We start from the raw sequence: 14619 nt of genomic DNA, 5'->3' as shown, positions 1-14619 counted from the left end.
CTTTATTGATAGAGTGGTTTTAAAAATTCTAATTCGTTTAAATTATGGCTTTCATAGGAGTATAAGGGCGTGGCGTTATTGATAAAACCCTCTATGAGCGTGTCAATAAACACCCATGACGCTTCTAATTCCAATTGGTGGGCGAAATTATTGTGGTTATTTTGTATCGCATCATAGAGCAACTTAGCATAGGGCTGTAAAAATTCTTGTTTGTTATGGGTTTCTAAAATAAGGGGGTTTTGATGATCTTTTAGGGTGAGGGTGATTTTATCTTGAGAGAGGAAAAATTCTAGCGTATTGACTGCGTTAAAATGGATTTTCACGCTCGCTTGGTTGTGGGGCATTTTTTTAGCGTGCTTAATATAGAAAGGCACGCCTTTAAATTTAGGCGTATCCAAAAAGGCTTTAATAGCGACAAAAGTCTCTGTCTGGCTCTCTTTATTAACCTTATTTTCATCTCTATAGCCTTGATATTGGGCCCGAATGACCTGTTTTTTAAAATCTTTTGGGGGTTGTAAGGTTTTTAAAACTTTGATTTTTTCTTTCCTCAAATCCTTTAAATCGTTGGGTAAATCTGTAGCGATAAGGGATAAAACTTGCAAGAGATGGTTTTGAACCATATCCCTTAAAGCCCCGATTTTATCGTAAAATTCGCCCCTTTCTTCCACCCCTAAAGTCTCATACACACAGATTTCAACCGCACTGATTTGATCCCATAAAATGCTTAAGATAGGGTTATTCAGGCGCAATTCAAGGATATTTTGAACGCCCTTTTTCCCTAAATAATGATCGATTCTAAAAATTTGCTCTTCTTTAAAAAAAGCGCTAATGCTTTGGAAAATCTCTTTACAAGTCTTTAAATCATGCCCTAAGGGTTTTTCTAAAATCAAGCGAGTGTTAGCGTGATTGAGCGCATTTTGGGCCAAATTTTGAGCGGTCGTTGCAAAAAAACTAGGCGAGATAGAAAAGTAGAAAATCAAGGGCTTATTGTTTGTAGCGATTTTACTCAATTCTCCAAAGTCTTTAGGGTTATCCAAACGAACGCAAAAATAACTGATATGGGCTAAAAATTCCTCACCCTTTTCTCTTGAATGCAACTGCGTTTTTTCGCAAAGAAGCGTTAAAAATTCTTCATTGGATAGCTCCTTACGCCCCGATGCGATAATTTTAGAATCTTTTTTAAAACCATAATGGGTATAAATTTCATAGAGCGAAACAAAGAGCTTTCGCATGGCTAAATCCCCAGTCGCGCCAAAAAGAACCAAATCAAAATCTAGCATCAATAACCCTTTTAGAGTGTTTTTAAGTTATTATTATATATTAAATCTTAATTGAAGGGGTGTTCATGCCTAAGCATTCTTTAGAACAAATCAAAGAAAAAATTACAGAGCGTAGCAAAAAAACCAGAGAGCTTTATTTGGAAAATATCTTTAACCCTAAAAACCAGCCCAAGATTGAGAGTTTGGGTTGCGCGAATATTGCGCATGTTACAGCGAGCATGCCAGAGCATTTAAAGATGCCTTTAGGTTCGCATAAAAGAAAGCATTTTGCGATCATCACCGCTTATAACGATATGCTTTCAGCCCACCAACCTTTTAAAAATTACCCTGACTGGATTAAAAAAGAATTGCAAGAGCATAACGCCTATGCGAGCGTCGCTAGTGGGGTGCCAGCGATGTGTGATGGTATCACGCAAGGTTATGATGGCATGGAATTGAGCTTATTCAGTAGAGATGTGATTGCCTTAAGCACCGCCGTAGGGTTAAGCCATAATGTTTTTGACGGGGCGTTTTTTTTAGGCGTGTGCGATAAAATCGTGCCAGGCTTGCTTATAGGAGCGTTAAGTTTTGGGAATTTAGCGAGCGTGTTTGTGCCAAGCGGGCCTATGGTGAGCGGAATAGAAAATTATAAAAAAGCCAAAGCGCGCCAAGATTTTGCAATGGGAAAAATCAACAGAGAAGAGCTTTTAAAAGTGGAAATGCAAAGCTATCATGATGTGGGTACTTGCACTTTTTATGGCACGGCTAATTCTAATCAAATGATGATGGAGTTTATGGGGTTGCATGTGGCTAATTCTAGTTTTATCAACCCTAACAACCCCTTACGGAAGGTTTTAGTAGAAGAGAGCGCCAAAAGATTAGCGAGCGGGAAGGTTCTGCCTTTAGCCAAACTCATTGATGAAAAAAGCATTCTTAACGCTCTCATAGGCTTAATGGCAACCGGAGGTTCTACTAACCACACTTTGCATTTGATCGCTATCGCTAGATCGTGTGGGGTGATCCTCAATTGGGACGATTTTGACGCAGTCTCTAATCTCATACCCCTTTTAGCTAAAGTCTATCCTAACGGATCAGCGGATGTGAACGCTTTTGAAGCGTGTGGGGGATTAGCGTTTGTGATCAAGGAATTGTTAAAAGAGGGGCTTTTATTTGAAGACACTCATACCATCATGGATACAGAAACGCAAAAAGGCATGCAAAATTACACCAAAACCCCCTTTTTAGAAAACGACCAATTGGTGTATAAAGACGCCATCAATCATAGCCTGAATACGGATATTTTACGCCCTGTGAGTGAGCCTTTCGCCGCTAATGGGGGGCTTAAAATTTTGAAGGGTAATTTGGGGCGGGCCGTGATTAAAATTTCAGCCATTAAAGATGAGCACAGGAAAGTCAAGGCCAGAGCGATTGTTTTTAAAACCCAAAGCGAATTTTTAGAACGCTTTAAAAATAAAGAATTAGAAAGGGACTTTGTGGCGGTCTTGCCTTTCCAAGGGCCTAAGTCTAACGGCATGCCAGAATTGCACAAACTCACCACGAATTTAGGGGCTTTGCAGGATATGGGCTATAAGGTTGCGCTGGTTACGGATGGACGCATGAGCGGGGCGAGCGGGAAAGTGCCTAGCGCGATCCATTTAAGCCCTGAGGGAGCGTTAAACGGGGCGATCATTAAGATTAAAGATGGCGATTGGATAGAATTAGACGCTCCTAATAACGCTTTGAATGTGCTTGAAAAGGATTTTGAAAATAGAGGCATCAACCCTTTGTTTTTAGAAACCTTGGAAAATTTAGAAAAGCCTACTTTTGGGCTGGGTAGGGAATTATTTACAAGCTTGAGATTGAATGTTAATACGGCTGAAGAGGGTGGCATGAGTTTTGGCATAAAGGTATAAAAATATAAAGGAGATAAAATGCAAGATAAAATAATAGAAGTTTTACAAATCAGCCCCATTGTCCCTGTGGTGGTGATTGAGGATTTAAACGACGCTGTGCCTTTAGCGCAAAGCCTGATAGAGGGGGGTATTCCAATCATAGAAGTAACTTTGCGCTCCAGTTGCGCTTTAGAAGCCATAGAGCTTATCGCTAAGAATGTACCAAAAATGCGCGTGGGAGCTGGCACGATACTCAATCTCACTCAATTAGAGCAAGCGCAAAATAGGGGGGCAGAGTTTTTGATTAGCCCGGGCCTTACGATAAAGCTTTTAGAACACGCAAAGAAAAAAGGCATGCCTTTAATACCTGGGGTTTCTAGCAGTAGTGAAGTCATGCAAGCCTTAGAATTGGGTTATCACGCTTTGAAATTTTTCCCGGCAGAGTATTGCGGGGGCGTTAAACTTTTAAACGCTTTTAATGGCCCTTTTAAAGGGGTGAAATTTTGCCCCACTGGGGGGATTAGCGTGGATAACATGCGTTCTTATTTGGCTTTGGAAAATGTTGTGTGCGTGGGGGGGAGCTGGCTTACCCCTAAAGATTTAATTCAAAACAAAGAGTGGGATAAAATCACAGAAATTTGTAAGAGGGCGTTAGCTTTAAGATAACAAAGAGATCATGGCGTTTTGTATTTGCTTAATAACACTATAATAAAATTTTTAATAAGGAGATACATCATGTTAGAAAATGTCAAAAAATCCCTTTTTAGGGTTTTGTGTTTGGGTGCGTTGTGTTTAGGGGGGCTAATGGCAGAGCAAGACCCTAAAGAGCTTGTGGGTTTGGGTGCAAAGAGCTACAAAGAGCAAGATTTCACTCAAGCGAAGAAATATTTTGAAAAAGCGTGCGATCTGAAAGAAAATAGCGGGTGTTTTAATTTAGGGGTGCTTTATTATCAAGGGCAAGGGGTGGAAAAAAATTTGAAAAAAGCCGCTCAATTTTACGCTAAGGCTTGCGATTTGAATTATAGCAATGGGTGTCATTTGCTAGGGAATTTATATTACAGCGGGCAAGGCGTGTCCCAAAACACCAACAAAGCCTTACAATACTACTCTAAAGCGTGCGATTTGAAATACGCTGAAGGGTGCGCGAGCTTAGGGGGGATCTATCATGATGGTAAAGTGGTAACTAGGGATTTTAAAAAAGCGGTGGAATATTTCGCTAAAGCTTGCGATTTGAACGATGGCGATGGTTGCACGATATTAGGGAGCTTGTATGATGCAGGCAGAGGCACGCCTAAAGACTTGAAAAAAGCACTCGCTTCGTATGATAAAGCTTGCGACTTAAAAGACAGCCCAGGGTGCTTTAACGCAGGGAACATGTATCATCATGGCGAAGGCGCGGCGAAGAATTTTAAAGAGGCTCTCGCTCGTTATTCTAAGGCATGCGAGTTGGAAAATGGCGGAGGGTGTTTCAATTTAGGGGCTATGCAATACAATGGCGAAGGCGTAACAAGGAATGAAAAGCAAGCCATAGAAAACTTTAAAAAAGGCTGTAAATTAGGCGCTAAAGGGGCATGCGATATTCTCAAGCAGCTTAAAATCAAAGTTTAGTTTGAATAAGGCTTGATCAAACGGCTTTAAAAAAGCGGTCTTCTTGGGTTAGGGGGGATTTTAGGGGAGAATGATTTCAAAATACTTCCTATCCCCTTAAGATGATGAGTTTAAACAACCAAAATCCCCTTTTTTTGAAACTTAAAGAGTTGTTAAAGTTTAAATTTATTCTTTAAACCCCTTAAATTCTTTAAACCCCTTAAGGGTTTTTATGGGTGGGTAGGGGAGCGAAAGTTTGGCTTGTGGGCATGATTTCTATGCGGTTGATATTGACATGCGAGGGTTGTTCGTAAATCCATAGCACGATGTTAGCAATATCTTGTGGCTTAAGGTAAAGGGTGTTTTCATAGACAGATTGGGCTTTGATTTTATCGCCTTTAAAGCGCACCATGCTGAATTCGGTTTCGCCACACAAACCGGGTTCAACATTACTCACTCTAATGTTAGTGCCAGCCAAATCCGCTCGCAAATTTAAAGAAAATTGTTTCACAAACGCCTTGCTCGCTCCATAGACATTCCCACCAGGATAGGGGTAAGTGCCAGCGATAGAGCCAAGATTGATGATAGTCCCTTGGTCATGCTCTATCATAGAGGGCAAGATCAAACGAGTGAGATACAACAACCCCTTGATATTCGTGTCTATCATGATTTCCCAGTCGTCTAACTCGCATTCATAAGCCTTGTTCAAGCCTAGCGCTAAGCCGGCGTTATTGATTAAAGCGTCAATGCGATCCGTCATGGAAAAAATAGTCTCTATCGCCCGCTTAGTTTCAAGCTTGTTTTGAAGATCAAAACACAGGGGAATGAAATGCTTGGGATAAGCGAGCTGTAATTTTTGCAAATTCTCTTTTCGCCTCCCTGTGCCAAAAACCACATGGCTTTTTTGTAAAAACGCTTTAGCGATTTCTAACCCAAACCCTGAAGTCGCCCCGCTAACTAAAATGTGCGCCATTTCTATCCTTTAAAATCAGGTTTAAAAAAGCCCCTTAAGCCCTTTTTCAAGCTTTTCCTTGAGCTTATCATCTTTAAGCAAATGATCTAAACCTTTTTTAAGGGTGTCGTTTTTCAAGATTTCTTTCAAGCCTTGTTGCAAGTTTTGCTGAATGGCTTTTTCATCTAAAATGAGGGAAAATTTTGGCTGGTGCATGCTGCCTTGAAGTTTCATTTTAAAAATGAATTTTAAGATTTCCGCATCCATGAGCATGTCCATTTGCTTGGTGTTTAAATCCAACAAGCCGTTATGGATTTTCAATTGGGTTTTGGGGCTTTTTAAACTCAAATCAGAGAGCAGGCGTTGCTGGTTGATTTGGCTTACTAGATTGGCATCGTTATAGATTTCTTTAGTAATATCAAATTGAGAAATGGAGTAGAGGAAATCGCTGAATGCATTTTTGAGGAATCTTGCGTTTTTTAGGCGGGCTTTCAATGCACCTTGCTTAGCGATAAAATCATAATCCAAGTTAGCGTCTGCAATGGATTGGAAAAATTTAGGGTAGTTGAATAAATCTAAGGCTTTTAAAGTGGAAATATTGGAAAAACGGGCTTTCAAATCTTTATTTAAAAGCGTGAAATCCAGCGCGCCGTCTAGTAAATTTGAATGGCCGCTGACTTTTAAAAGTTTGGGGCTTTGCTCTATATTGCCATTTAAAGTCAAGCTCCCTTTTAAGGGGTGGTTGGTAATGTTATAGAGTTTGGCTAGGTTGGGGATTTCTAAAGTGTAGGGGGCGTTGAGTTTTAAAACAGAGAAAAGATATTCGCTTTTTAGGGCTGTAAAATTAACTAAAGGGCTGGTTAGGGTGGTATCGCTGATGGCTTTGTTTTCTTTAAAATCGCTTGAGTGCGAGAGGCTGAAGATAAGCGTGTCTTTAAGGTTTAAATGAAACATTTGATTGATTAGGGCGTTATTGATTAAAGCGTTATTGGCTGTTAGAATCAAATGCCCTTCTAAAGGCTTTAGAGAGTTAAAATCCGCTTGTAAGGACACTTTTGCGTTCGCATAAGCGGGGCGGTTGAGTAAATAAAGCAAATCTTCTAAATTAGCGTCTTGTGCGTTCAAATTTAAGTGAGAAAGCTTGAAATTATCTAAAAGGGCGTTGTAGGCAGTGTGGGATTGAGCCACATTAGAGACGCCTTGAATCACAAGGGCTTTTCTATGCCCTTTAATGTTCCCATAAGTAACAATGGTCCCCCTTAAGGGGTAGGGTATCCATTCTTTAAAAGAGCGTAAATTTTTAATATCTATATGGTAATTCAAATTTACGCTTTGCTTTAAAAGTGAAAAATCCCCCTTAAGAATGAGCGTGGAATCATCGTTAGCTTGAGCTTTAAAATCCAAAGAGTTGAATCTCAATTTAAAGGTTTTAATGCTCAAGTAGCGTTCGTTCGGGTTGATTTTTTTCTCTATATACGAAGCGATGATTTTATTCCCCCATTCTGTAAAAAGGATAAGATAGGTTGTTAAAAGGCCGATTAAAAGAAGCACGAGTAGGGTATAAAGAAATTTTTTCATGTTTGTTTGTCCTTGAAATAAATTGAATGGAATATATTAGCTTGTTTTGTGAGGGTTTCTAACATTTTTTCCACGCTCTAACGAAAGGCTTAAATTGAGCTGATAAAGAAAGAATTAAGCGCTCAAAACCCACAATTTAGTAACAACACGCTTACAATCATTGAAAAACTCAATAACGGCGTAAAGATTAGCAGTAATTTAGATAGTAGGAGTAAAAATTTTTATAGCGATAGGAATTTTATAGATTTTAAGGGTGCTAGTCTATACTTTGGGATCACCCTTATGCTAATGAGAAATGTTACACCAAAAGCCCTAAAAATTTAAGCCAATAAAGCCACCAAGCTAGAAAGCGAAAAGTTATAAAGCAAAAGAGATTTTGTGCAATTGCAATATAAAGAACAAAGCAAACAAAAAATCTCAATCCAACTCAATCTTTTATCAAGGAGCTTTGAGTTAAAAGACTTGCGGCGTTAAACAAAGACGATCCAATCGTTTAAGATTTCTCAACCAAGACACGACTGATAAAAAGAAAAAATTTAAGGAGAAAACAATGGTGGAGAATAGCGGGATCGAACCGCTGACCTCCTGCGTGCAAAGCAGGCGCTCTCCCAGCTGAGCTAATTCCCCAAAGATTGTAAAAGAATGGTGGGCTTAGGAGGAGTTGAACCTCCGACCTCACCCTTATCAGGGGTGTGCTCTAACCACCTGAGCTATAAGCCCTTTAAAGCCAATAAAGATGAAATTATAGGTTAAACTTTCTTAAAAAATCCTTAAATGATAAATGGGGATTAAGATGTTATAATACTCGTTATTTTTTCATTTCAAAAGGGGTTTTTATGGCATTATTATTCACAGGGGCGTGCGGGTATATAGGCTCGCATACCGCAAGGGCGTTTTTAGAAAAAACCAAAGAAAATATCATTATTGTAGATGACTTAAGCACCGGTTTTTTAGAGCATATCAAAGTGTTAGAGCGTTACTACCCTAATAGGGTTACTTTTATTCAAGCGAATTTGAATGAAACGCACAAATTAGACGCCTTTTTGAATAAGCAACAGCTAAAAGACTCTATTGAAGCTATTTTGCATTTTGGGGCTAAAATCTCAGTAGAAGAATCCACGCGCTTGCCTTTAGAATACTACACCAACAACACGCTCAACACTTTAGAGCTTGTCAAACTTTGTTTAAAACATGCAATCAAGCGTTTTATTTTTTCTTCTACGGCCGTGGTTTATGGCGAATCTAGTTCAAGCTTGAACGAAGAAAGCCCCTTAAAACCCATTAATCCTTATGGAGCGTCTAAAATGATGAGCGAAAGGATTTTGTTGGACACTTCTAAAATAGCGGATTTTAAATGCGTTATTTTGCGCTATTTCAATGTGGCTGGGGCATGCATGCATAATGATTATACCACGCCTTACACGCTAGGGCAGCGCACGCTTAACGCCACGCATTTGATCAAAATTGCATGCGAATGCGCGGTGGGGAAAAGGAAAAAAATGGGGATTTTTGGCACTAACTACCCCACAAGAGACGGCACTTGCATTAGGGATTATATCCATGTAGATGATTTGGCTAACGCGCATTTAGCGAGCTATCAAACCCTTTTAGAAAAAAATAAGAGCGAGATCTATAATGTCGGCTACAATCAAGGCCATAGCGTGAAAGAAGTGATAAAAAAGGTTAAAGAAATCTCAAACAACGATTTTTTAGTGGAAATTTTAGACAAACGACAGGGCGATCCAGCAAGCCTTATTGCCAATAACGCTAAAATCTTACAAAACACCACCTTCAAACCCCTTTATAACAACCTAGACACCATTATCAAAAGCGCTCTAGATTGGGAAGAACACCTTTTGAAATTTCAATAATACACCCTGTGCAAATACAAGCCATTAGCCATTATGGGCGTTCTTATAGTGGCTTTAATGTTATGGATTTGCGCTTGAATTTCAGCGATCGTGATTTTTTCTAGTGAATATTGAACGCATGCTTGAATGATCAAACGCACGCTGGAGCGTAAAAACGCATCGCCAATGATTTTAAACACCACGCACTCATGCCCCATGATAAAGGTTTTATAAGCCAAAGCGTTAAAGATGATGCGATTAGGGTTGGTTGTAGCCCCACCTTCTTTCTTAAACATGGAAAAATCATGCTTGCCCGTGAATTGCTTTAAAGCGGTACTTAATAAATCTAATGATCCATAATCCCCGCAAGCGATATAAGGTGCTAAAAAAGGCGTTTTTAAATTCTTCGTCAAAAGGTAACGATACGCTCTTTTTTGAGCGTCAAAACGCGCATGGAAGTTTTTTTCTTCTAGCTTTTTTAAGACAATATGCGGAGCGAGTTTGGGGGCTAGATAATAAAATAATTTATTAGCGCTCCAGTGTTTTGGAGCGTGAAAAGACAGCACTTGGTTGTTCGCATGCACGCCTTTATCCGTGCGCCCAGCCGCAACCACAACGCTTTTAATCCCTAACGCGTTTAAAGCGCTTTCTATTTTGTCTTGCACACCGAGTTTGTTGGGCTGTTTGGCATAGCCTAAAAAATACGCCCCATCATAAGCGATAGTGGCCTTAAAGCAACGCATTTAATAACGCTTTAAAATGAACTTTCTAAACAACAAATAAGAGGCAAACGCCCAAATAAAGGGGAAGAAAAAGGTCATCAAAAACAAATCCGTAGAAATCACATGCACCATTAAAAAATAAACCCCAACCGCTCCAAGGACATAAAAATAACTCCAATTCGTTTTGAATCGTGGGTTGGCGATGCCAAATAAAGGGATTAAAAACATGCTCGCTAAAGGGAATAAGGAAACTAAGATCGCTTGAGAAAAACGGCGTTTTTGATTTTTATTAGCGTTTTTACCAAAGGCTTTTTTCCAATAACCTAAATAATCCGTGCCTTGCAAATAAGCCGCATCATTAGAATTGAAAGACTTGAGCTTGTTGCGCAAATGCAATTCTTCAAAATCAACTTTACGCATTTTATCGCCTTGAGTGAAATACGCATGCCCGTTATACAAATTCAATTCAAACACGCCGTTTTGATTGTTGATATTGCCTTTTTGGGCCAGAATGAAGCTTTCTTGAGAAAGGCTTTTATTAGAAAAAAGCACTAAATTATCATAGGAATTGTTCTCAGCCTTATCCACATACACGAGCCAATCGCCTAATTTTTGCCCGAATTCACCCGCTCTGATGTTAATATCAATCTTGTCTTTTTTTTGACGCAAAAACCCGTAATAAGCGCTCTTAGAAGTGGGGATTAAAATAAGCGAAAACACCAATAAAATCGCGCTCACTAACAGACTTAAAGGCACAAACGCTTTAGTCATTGTTTTGGGCGAAACCCCTAAAGAGAAAAACACTAACAATTCATGGTCATAGCTAAGCCTTGAAAGCCCTAAAGCGCAAGCCGCAAAAAAAGTGATCGGCAAAATAAAAAAAATGGTTCCTGGTAAGGAATACAAAAAGAGTTGCACCAGATCTAAAAAGCTCACTTTAATCACGAGCGTTACGCTTGCGATACTGATTAATAGCACGATAGAAGAGATAAAAAACAGCACTAAAAAGAAGGAGAAAAAGACTTGCGAAACCGCCATGAAAAGATAGTGTTTGATCATGCTTTAATCTTTATTGCACCCCATCTACAACAGGCACAAACGAGCATTTTTCTAACACTTTTTGGACGCGCAAAGCGTTATTTTGCTTCACAAAGCGTTTGATGACTTGCTCGTTATTTTCTTGAATGGGCGCAACTAATATCCCGCCTTCTTCAAGCTGATCAATAAGTGCTTGAGAGATATTTTTAGCGCAAGCAGAGAATAAAATCCTATCATAGGGGGCGTATTGATCCCAGCCCTTATTCCCATCAGCGAATTTAACATGAACGTTGTCTAAACCGAGATTTTTAAGGCGCAAACGCGCTTCTAAATACAGGCTTTCAATCCTTTCAACGCTAAAAACGCGCCTGAAAATTTGAGACAGCACCGCCGCTTGATAGCCGCTCCCGCAGCCAATTTCTAGCACGCTATCCACATGATCAATTTCTAAATATTGCGTCATTTTGGCCACGGTTAGGGGCGAAGAGATGTATTGTTGCGCTTGCATAGAAAGCGCGTTCAAAGTGTAGGCAAAATGTTTAAAAGGGGCTGGCACAAAAACTTCCCTTTCAATGCTCTCCATGGCCTCTCTCACTTTGGGGTGCAAATTGAAACGCTTGTGGATTTCTTCACACATCAAATGGTTTTTGATACTATTCAAACAAGCCCCTTAAAAATCATCAAAACTCACGCTCCCTTTAGCGTAATTACTCACCCTAGCCTCAAAGAAATTGGAGCGTTGCTCATTGAAACTTGAAAAGCTCTCTACCCATTTAATGGGGTGTTGGACGCCATAAACTTTAGCGATACCCACCTTACTCAAACGGCTATCCGCTAAAAACTGGATGTATTGCTCAATCAAGCTTGAAGTGAGCCCTAAAATCTTGCCTTGCGTGATATAATCCCCCCACAAAGCTTCAATTTCTACCGCTTTTTTAAACATTTCTATGACTTCATTAATCAATTTTGGCGTGAATAGATCCGCTCTTTCATTCCTTAAAGCGTTGATCATATTTTGGAATAAAATCAAATGCGTTACTTCATCTCTTTGGATAAAACGAATCATTTGCGCTGATCCTAGCATCTTACCGCTCCTAGCCAAAGTGTAAAAATAGCTAAACCCGCTATAAAAATAAATCCCCTCTAAAATCTGGTTCGCAAAAAGCGCTTTGAGGATGTTTTCTTCTGTGGGGTTTTTGGCTAATTCCATATACACTTGCGCGATATAATCGTTCTTGCTTTTTAATTGCATATCGTTACGCCACATGTCATAAATTTCTTCAGTATTCGCGCTAATGCTTTCTACCATCACCGCATACGCATGGCTGTGTAAGGCTTCCTCATAAGCTTGACGCACCAAACACAAATTGATTTCGGGGCTGGTGATGAAGGGATTGATATTATCAATTAAATTATTGGTTTGCAAGCTATCCATAAAAATGAGTTGCGCTAAAGCTCTGTCATAGCCGATCTTTTCTTCTGCGCTCAATTTCAAATAATCCCTTTTGTCATCGTTCATGCTCACTTCTTCAGCAAACCAAGTGTTAGCGAGCATCGTTTTCCACAAATGATCCGCCCATTGATACTTGATTTTATTCAAATCAAACATGCTTGTAGGATTACCCCCAAAAATCTTTCTTTCATTCACACTTTCTGTAGAATCGGGGTTGTAAATTTTCTTGCGTGAAACTTCCATTTTGTTCCTTAATTTCCTTAAAACTATCTAATGATATAGTCTCGTTAGAATACCTTAAAAGAATTTAAAACCCCCTAAAAGCCAAAAAAACTCCAAATTTTAAAAAACTTCAATTTTTCAGTATTTTTAAAGGATTAAAAAGCTAAAATACTGCTTCTTTATTTTCTACTTCTTAATGCATGCGATGGCGTGCGGTGTGCGGAAGTGGCGAAATTGGTAGACGCACTAGACTTAGGATCTAGCGCCGCAAGGCATGAAGGTTCGATTCCTTTCTTCCGCACCATTCTTAGTGATTAAGATTTGAAGCCCTAAACGGAACTTATTCTATTTTAAAACTCTCAAAAGTTTTTAAAACGCTATGAGCGATGTTTTGAACGCTCTCTAAATTTAAATTCGCATGACAAGGCAAGGAAATTTCAGCGTTATAAAAATCCTCTGCACTTTTTAATGGGGCTGTATTGAAGAGCTGTTGGTACAATTGGTATTGATAAATAGGTTTGTAATGCACTTGGGCTAAAATGCCAAGCTTGTGCAAATTTTCTAAAATGGATCTTTTAAATGTAAAAAATTTTTGATCCATTAAAATAGGGTAAAGGTGGTTAGAGCTTTGGTGTTTTAACAAGGGGTGTAAAGGGGTGAAATAAGGGTTATCTTTAAAAATCCTGTCATAAACTAGAGCGATCTCTTCTCTTTTTTGCATTAAAAAGGGGGCTTTTTTGAGCTGGCTCAAACCCAAAGCGCTTTGGATTTCATTCAAACGGAAGTTATGCCCTACGCTTTTGACTTCGCCTTCAAAAAAATCTTTTTTGAGCATGCCATGAGAGCGAAACAATTTCATTTTTTCATATAATTCGCTATCGTTAGTAACGACCGCTCCCCCTTCGGCCGTAGTGATGGGCTTAATGGCATGGAAACTAAACACGCTCGCTAACGCAAAGCCTCCTACTTTTTTGTTTTGATACTCGCTCCCTAGAGCATGCGAGCTGTCAGAAAGAAAACTCAAAGAATACTTTTTGCAAAGCTTTTGAACGCTTCCTGCTTCCACGCTTTTACCGGCATAATCCACGCTCACTATGGCTTTGGTTCTTTCGTTAATGAGCTTTTCTAGGGCTAATTCATCTATATTGCCATCGTTTTTAATTCCAGCAAATACGGGTTTGTAACCGCTTTCTAAAAGCATGTTAGCTGTCGCTACAAAGCTTATAGGGGTGGTGATTATTTCATTACAATCAGCACTAAATTCGCTAAAATTCCTATAGAGCGTTAAAAGGGCTGAAGTCGCGCTGTTAAACACTAACGCATGCTTAACGCCCAGAAACTCGCACAAAGTTTCTTCAAATAACAGAGAGCGTTTGCCTTGCGTGAGCTGTTTGGAATTTAAAACCTCTAAAACAGCCTTTTTATCTTCTTCATCTAAACAAGGCTCGCTATAAGCAAACTCTTTCAAGCGAGCAAGTCTTGCAAGCGAGATGGGGTGATCTTGCTTGTGTCATGGACATCTTGGAATTTTTGAGCGTTCAATCTTGTTTTATCTAAGGTGTTGTATTCCTTGTTCAAATGATTCGTTTCAGCGAGCTGTTTTTTCCACTGGTGCAAAGAGTTTTGAATGTTTTCTTTCTCACTTTCTAATGATTTTGAAAATTTCTCCAAAGCCTTTGTGTCGTCAATATCAATATTGCTAGGGAGTTTCAAACCATCATTGCCTGATTTTTGGTTGAAAGAATCAATCGCTTTATCTAAACGGCTTTTGAAATGCTCAAAATCGCTTCGATCTTTTTCATTATTATGAGCGTAAGCTTTAGAAATCCCCACCAATTCCTTAGCGTCTTTATCCATGCCCTTTAAGCTTTTGAGACGGCTTTCTAAATCCCCTATGGCTAGGTTATCCTGCTTAGCTTGTTTGGCTAATTTGATTTTTTCATCATTCTCTGAAAGATTTTGAATTTCCTTATTTTCTTCTTTTCTTGCGTGCGGACTAACTTTTTGACTATGGTAATCCCTCATCGTTAAAGGCGGGTTATAATTGTTTGAAATCTTAGACATCC

Annotated in this window: 13 protein-coding genes and 3 tRNA genes; 5 read left to right on the top strand and 11 right to left on the bottom strand. The window is 39.3% G+C overall.

Translation table 11 applies throughout. The features are described from left to right. Nucleotides 1–2: 2 nt before the first annotated feature. Nucleotides 3–1280: a glucose-6-phosphate dehydrogenase gene (locus AYS37_RS05525; protein WP_000883588.1), complete on the bottom strand. Its 1278-nt coding sequence runs from the start codon at nt 1278–1280 to the stop codon at nt 3–5. A 65-nt stretch (nt 1281–1345) separates the two neighbouring features. Here AYS37_RS05525 and edd point away from each other — a divergent pair, with 65 nt between their 5' ends. The 3 genes from edd (at nt 1346) to hcpC (ending at nt 4759) form a co-directional block, all read left to right on the top strand. Continuing rightward, nucleotides 1346–3172 carry a phosphogluconate dehydratase gene (gene edd / locus AYS37_RS05520; RefSeq protein WP_001124075.1) on the top strand — a complete coding sequence of 609 codons (1827 nt, stop codon included), beginning with the start codon at nt 1346–1348 and terminating at the stop codon, nt 3170–3172. Between the two features lie 18 nt (nt 3173–3190). Continuing rightward, a complete protein-coding gene (locus AYS37_RS05515; RefSeq protein ID WP_001152795.1) occupies nt 3191–3817 on the top strand; it encodes a bifunctional 4-hydroxy-2-oxoglutarate aldolase/2-dehydro-3-deoxy-phosphogluconate aldolase in 627 nt (208 codons plus the stop codon). 69 nt (nt 3818–3886) lie between these two features. Further along, nucleotides 3887–4759, top strand: coding sequence for a Sel1-like repeat protein HcpC (hcpC, locus tag AYS37_RS05510; protein WP_000892771.1), 873 nt, complete (start codon nt 3887–3889; stop codon nt 4757–4759). Nucleotides 4760–4958: 199 nt separating this feature from the next. Here the strand turns inward: hcpC and AYS37_RS05505 are convergent, their stop codons facing one another. From AYS37_RS05505 to AYS37_RS05490, 4 genes are all read right to left on the bottom strand, one after another. Next, nucleotides 4959–5711 (bottom strand): SDR family oxidoreductase, encoded by a 753-nt coding sequence (locus tag AYS37_RS05505; RefSeq protein WP_000940258.1) that lies wholly within the window; start codon nt 5709–5711, stop codon nt 4959–4961. 21 nt (nt 5712–5732) lie between these two features. Further along, nucleotides 5733–7268: a hypothetical protein gene (locus AYS37_RS05500; protein WP_000714296.1), complete on the bottom strand. Its 1536-nt coding sequence runs from the start codon at nt 7266–7268 to the stop codon at nt 5733–5735. Between the two features lie 551 nt (nt 7269–7819). Continuing rightward, a tRNA-Ala gene (locus tag AYS37_RS05495) sits at nt 7820–7895 on the bottom strand. 16 nt (nt 7896–7911) lie between these two features. Beyond that, a tRNA-Ile gene (locus AYS37_RS05490) sits at nt 7912–7988 on the bottom strand. Between the two features lie 116 nt (nt 7989–8104). On the opposite strand from AYS37_RS05490, the gene galE reads away from it, so the two are divergent. After that, a complete protein-coding gene (gene galE, locus AYS37_RS05485; protein ID WP_001186107.1) occupies nt 8105–9139 on the top strand; it encodes a UDP-glucose 4-epimerase GalE in 1035 nt (344 codons plus the stop codon). Here the strand turns inward: galE and truA are convergent. The 4 genes from truA to AYS37_RS05465 are packed head-to-tail and all read right to left on the bottom strand — an operon-like array spanning nt 9133 to nt 12574. Beyond that, nucleotides 9133–9861, bottom strand: coding sequence for a tRNA pseudouridine(38-40) synthase TruA (gene truA / locus AYS37_RS05480; RefSeq protein ID WP_001203318.1), 729 nt, complete (start codon nt 9859–9861; stop codon nt 9133–9135). The genes galE and truA overlap by 7 nt on opposite strands. Continuing rightward, entirely contained in the window at nt 9862–10899 is a 1038-nt protein-coding gene (locus AYS37_RS05475) for an LptF/LptG family permease (protein ID WP_000589935.1), read from the bottom strand. 10 nt (nt 10900–10909) lie between these two features. Continuing rightward, nucleotides 10910–11539: a protein-L-isoaspartate O-methyltransferase gene (gene pcm, locus AYS37_RS05470; protein WP_001084546.1), complete on the bottom strand. Its 630-nt coding sequence runs from the start codon at nt 11537–11539 to the stop codon at nt 10910–10912. 9 nt (nt 11540–11548) lie between these two features. Further along, entirely contained in the window at nt 11549–12574 is a 1026-nt protein-coding gene (locus tag AYS37_RS05465; RefSeq protein WP_000453975.1) for a ribonucleotide-diphosphate reductase subunit beta, read from the bottom strand. Nucleotides 12575–12772: 198 nt separating this feature from the next. Between AYS37_RS05465 and AYS37_RS05460 the strand changes: the two genes are divergently transcribed. Continuing rightward, a tRNA-Leu gene (locus AYS37_RS05460) sits at nt 12773–12857 on the top strand. A gap of 36 nt (nt 12858–12893) precedes the next feature. On the opposite strand, the gene pseC is transcribed toward AYS37_RS05460, so the two are convergent. After that, a complete protein-coding gene (pseC, locus tag AYS37_RS05455; protein WP_001874690.1) occupies nt 12894–14021 on the bottom strand; it encodes a UDP-4-amino-4,6-dideoxy-N-acetyl-beta-L-altrosamine transaminase in 1128 nt (375 codons plus the stop codon). Then, nucleotides 14018–14617, bottom strand: a complete 600-nt coding sequence (locus tag AYS37_RS05450) for a hypothetical protein (RefSeq protein WP_000036581.1) — start codon at nt 14615–14617, stop codon at nt 14018–14020. The genes pseC and AYS37_RS05450 overlap by 4 nt, the downstream gene beginning before the upstream one ends. Between the last annotated feature and the right edge of the window lie 2 nt (nt 14618–14619).

The sequence above is a fragment of the Helicobacter pylori NQ4053 genome (genome assembly GCF_000274605.1).
Taxonomy (GTDB): domain Bacteria; phylum Campylobacterota; class Campylobacteria; order Campylobacterales; family Helicobacteraceae; genus Helicobacter; species Helicobacter pylori_CV.
This window is presented reverse-complemented; position numbering and strand designations above follow the sequence as displayed.

Excerpts from the sequence above, each read along its gene's own strand:
- truA (WP_001203318.1), bottom strand. The coding sequence starts at position 9,861 with ATGCGTTGCTTTAAGGCCACTATCGCTTATGATGGGGCGTATTTTTTA.
- edd (WP_001124075.1), top strand. The coding sequence starts at position 1,346 with ATGCCTAAGCATTCTTTAGAACAAATCAAAGAAAAAATTACAGAGCGT.
- AYS37_RS05500 (WP_000714296.1), bottom strand. The coding sequence starts at position 7,268 with ATGAAAAAATTTCTTTATACCCTACTCGTGCTTCTTTTAATCGGCCTT.
- AYS37_RS05525 (WP_000883588.1), bottom strand. The coding sequence starts at position 1,280 with ATGCTAGATTTTGATTTGGTTCTTTTTGGCGCGACTGGGGATTTAGCC.
- AYS37_RS05505 (WP_000940258.1), bottom strand. The coding sequence starts at position 5,711 with ATGGCGCACATTTTAGTTAGCGGGGCGACTTCAGGGTTTGGGTTAGAA.
- AYS37_RS05515 (WP_001152795.1), top strand. The coding sequence starts at position 3,191 with ATGCAAGATAAAATAATAGAAGTTTTACAAATCAGCCCCATTGTCCCT.
- AYS37_RS05465 (WP_000453975.1), bottom strand. The coding sequence starts at position 12,574 with ATGGAAGTTTCACGCAAGAAAATTTACAACCCCGATTCTACAGAAAGT.
- AYS37_RS05450 (WP_000036581.1), bottom strand. The coding sequence starts at position 14,617 with ATGTCTAAGATTTCAAACAATTATAACCCGCCTTTAACGATGAGGGAT.
- galE (WP_001186107.1), top strand. The coding sequence starts at position 8,105 with ATGGCATTATTATTCACAGGGGCGTGCGGGTATATAGGCTCGCATACC.
- AYS37_RS05475 (WP_000589935.1), bottom strand. The coding sequence starts at position 10,899 with ATGATCAAACACTATCTTTTCATGGCGGTTTCGCAAGTCTTTTTCTCC.
- hcpC (WP_000892771.1), top strand. The coding sequence starts at position 3,887 with ATGTTAGAAAATGTCAAAAAATCCCTTTTTAGGGTTTTGTGTTTGGGT.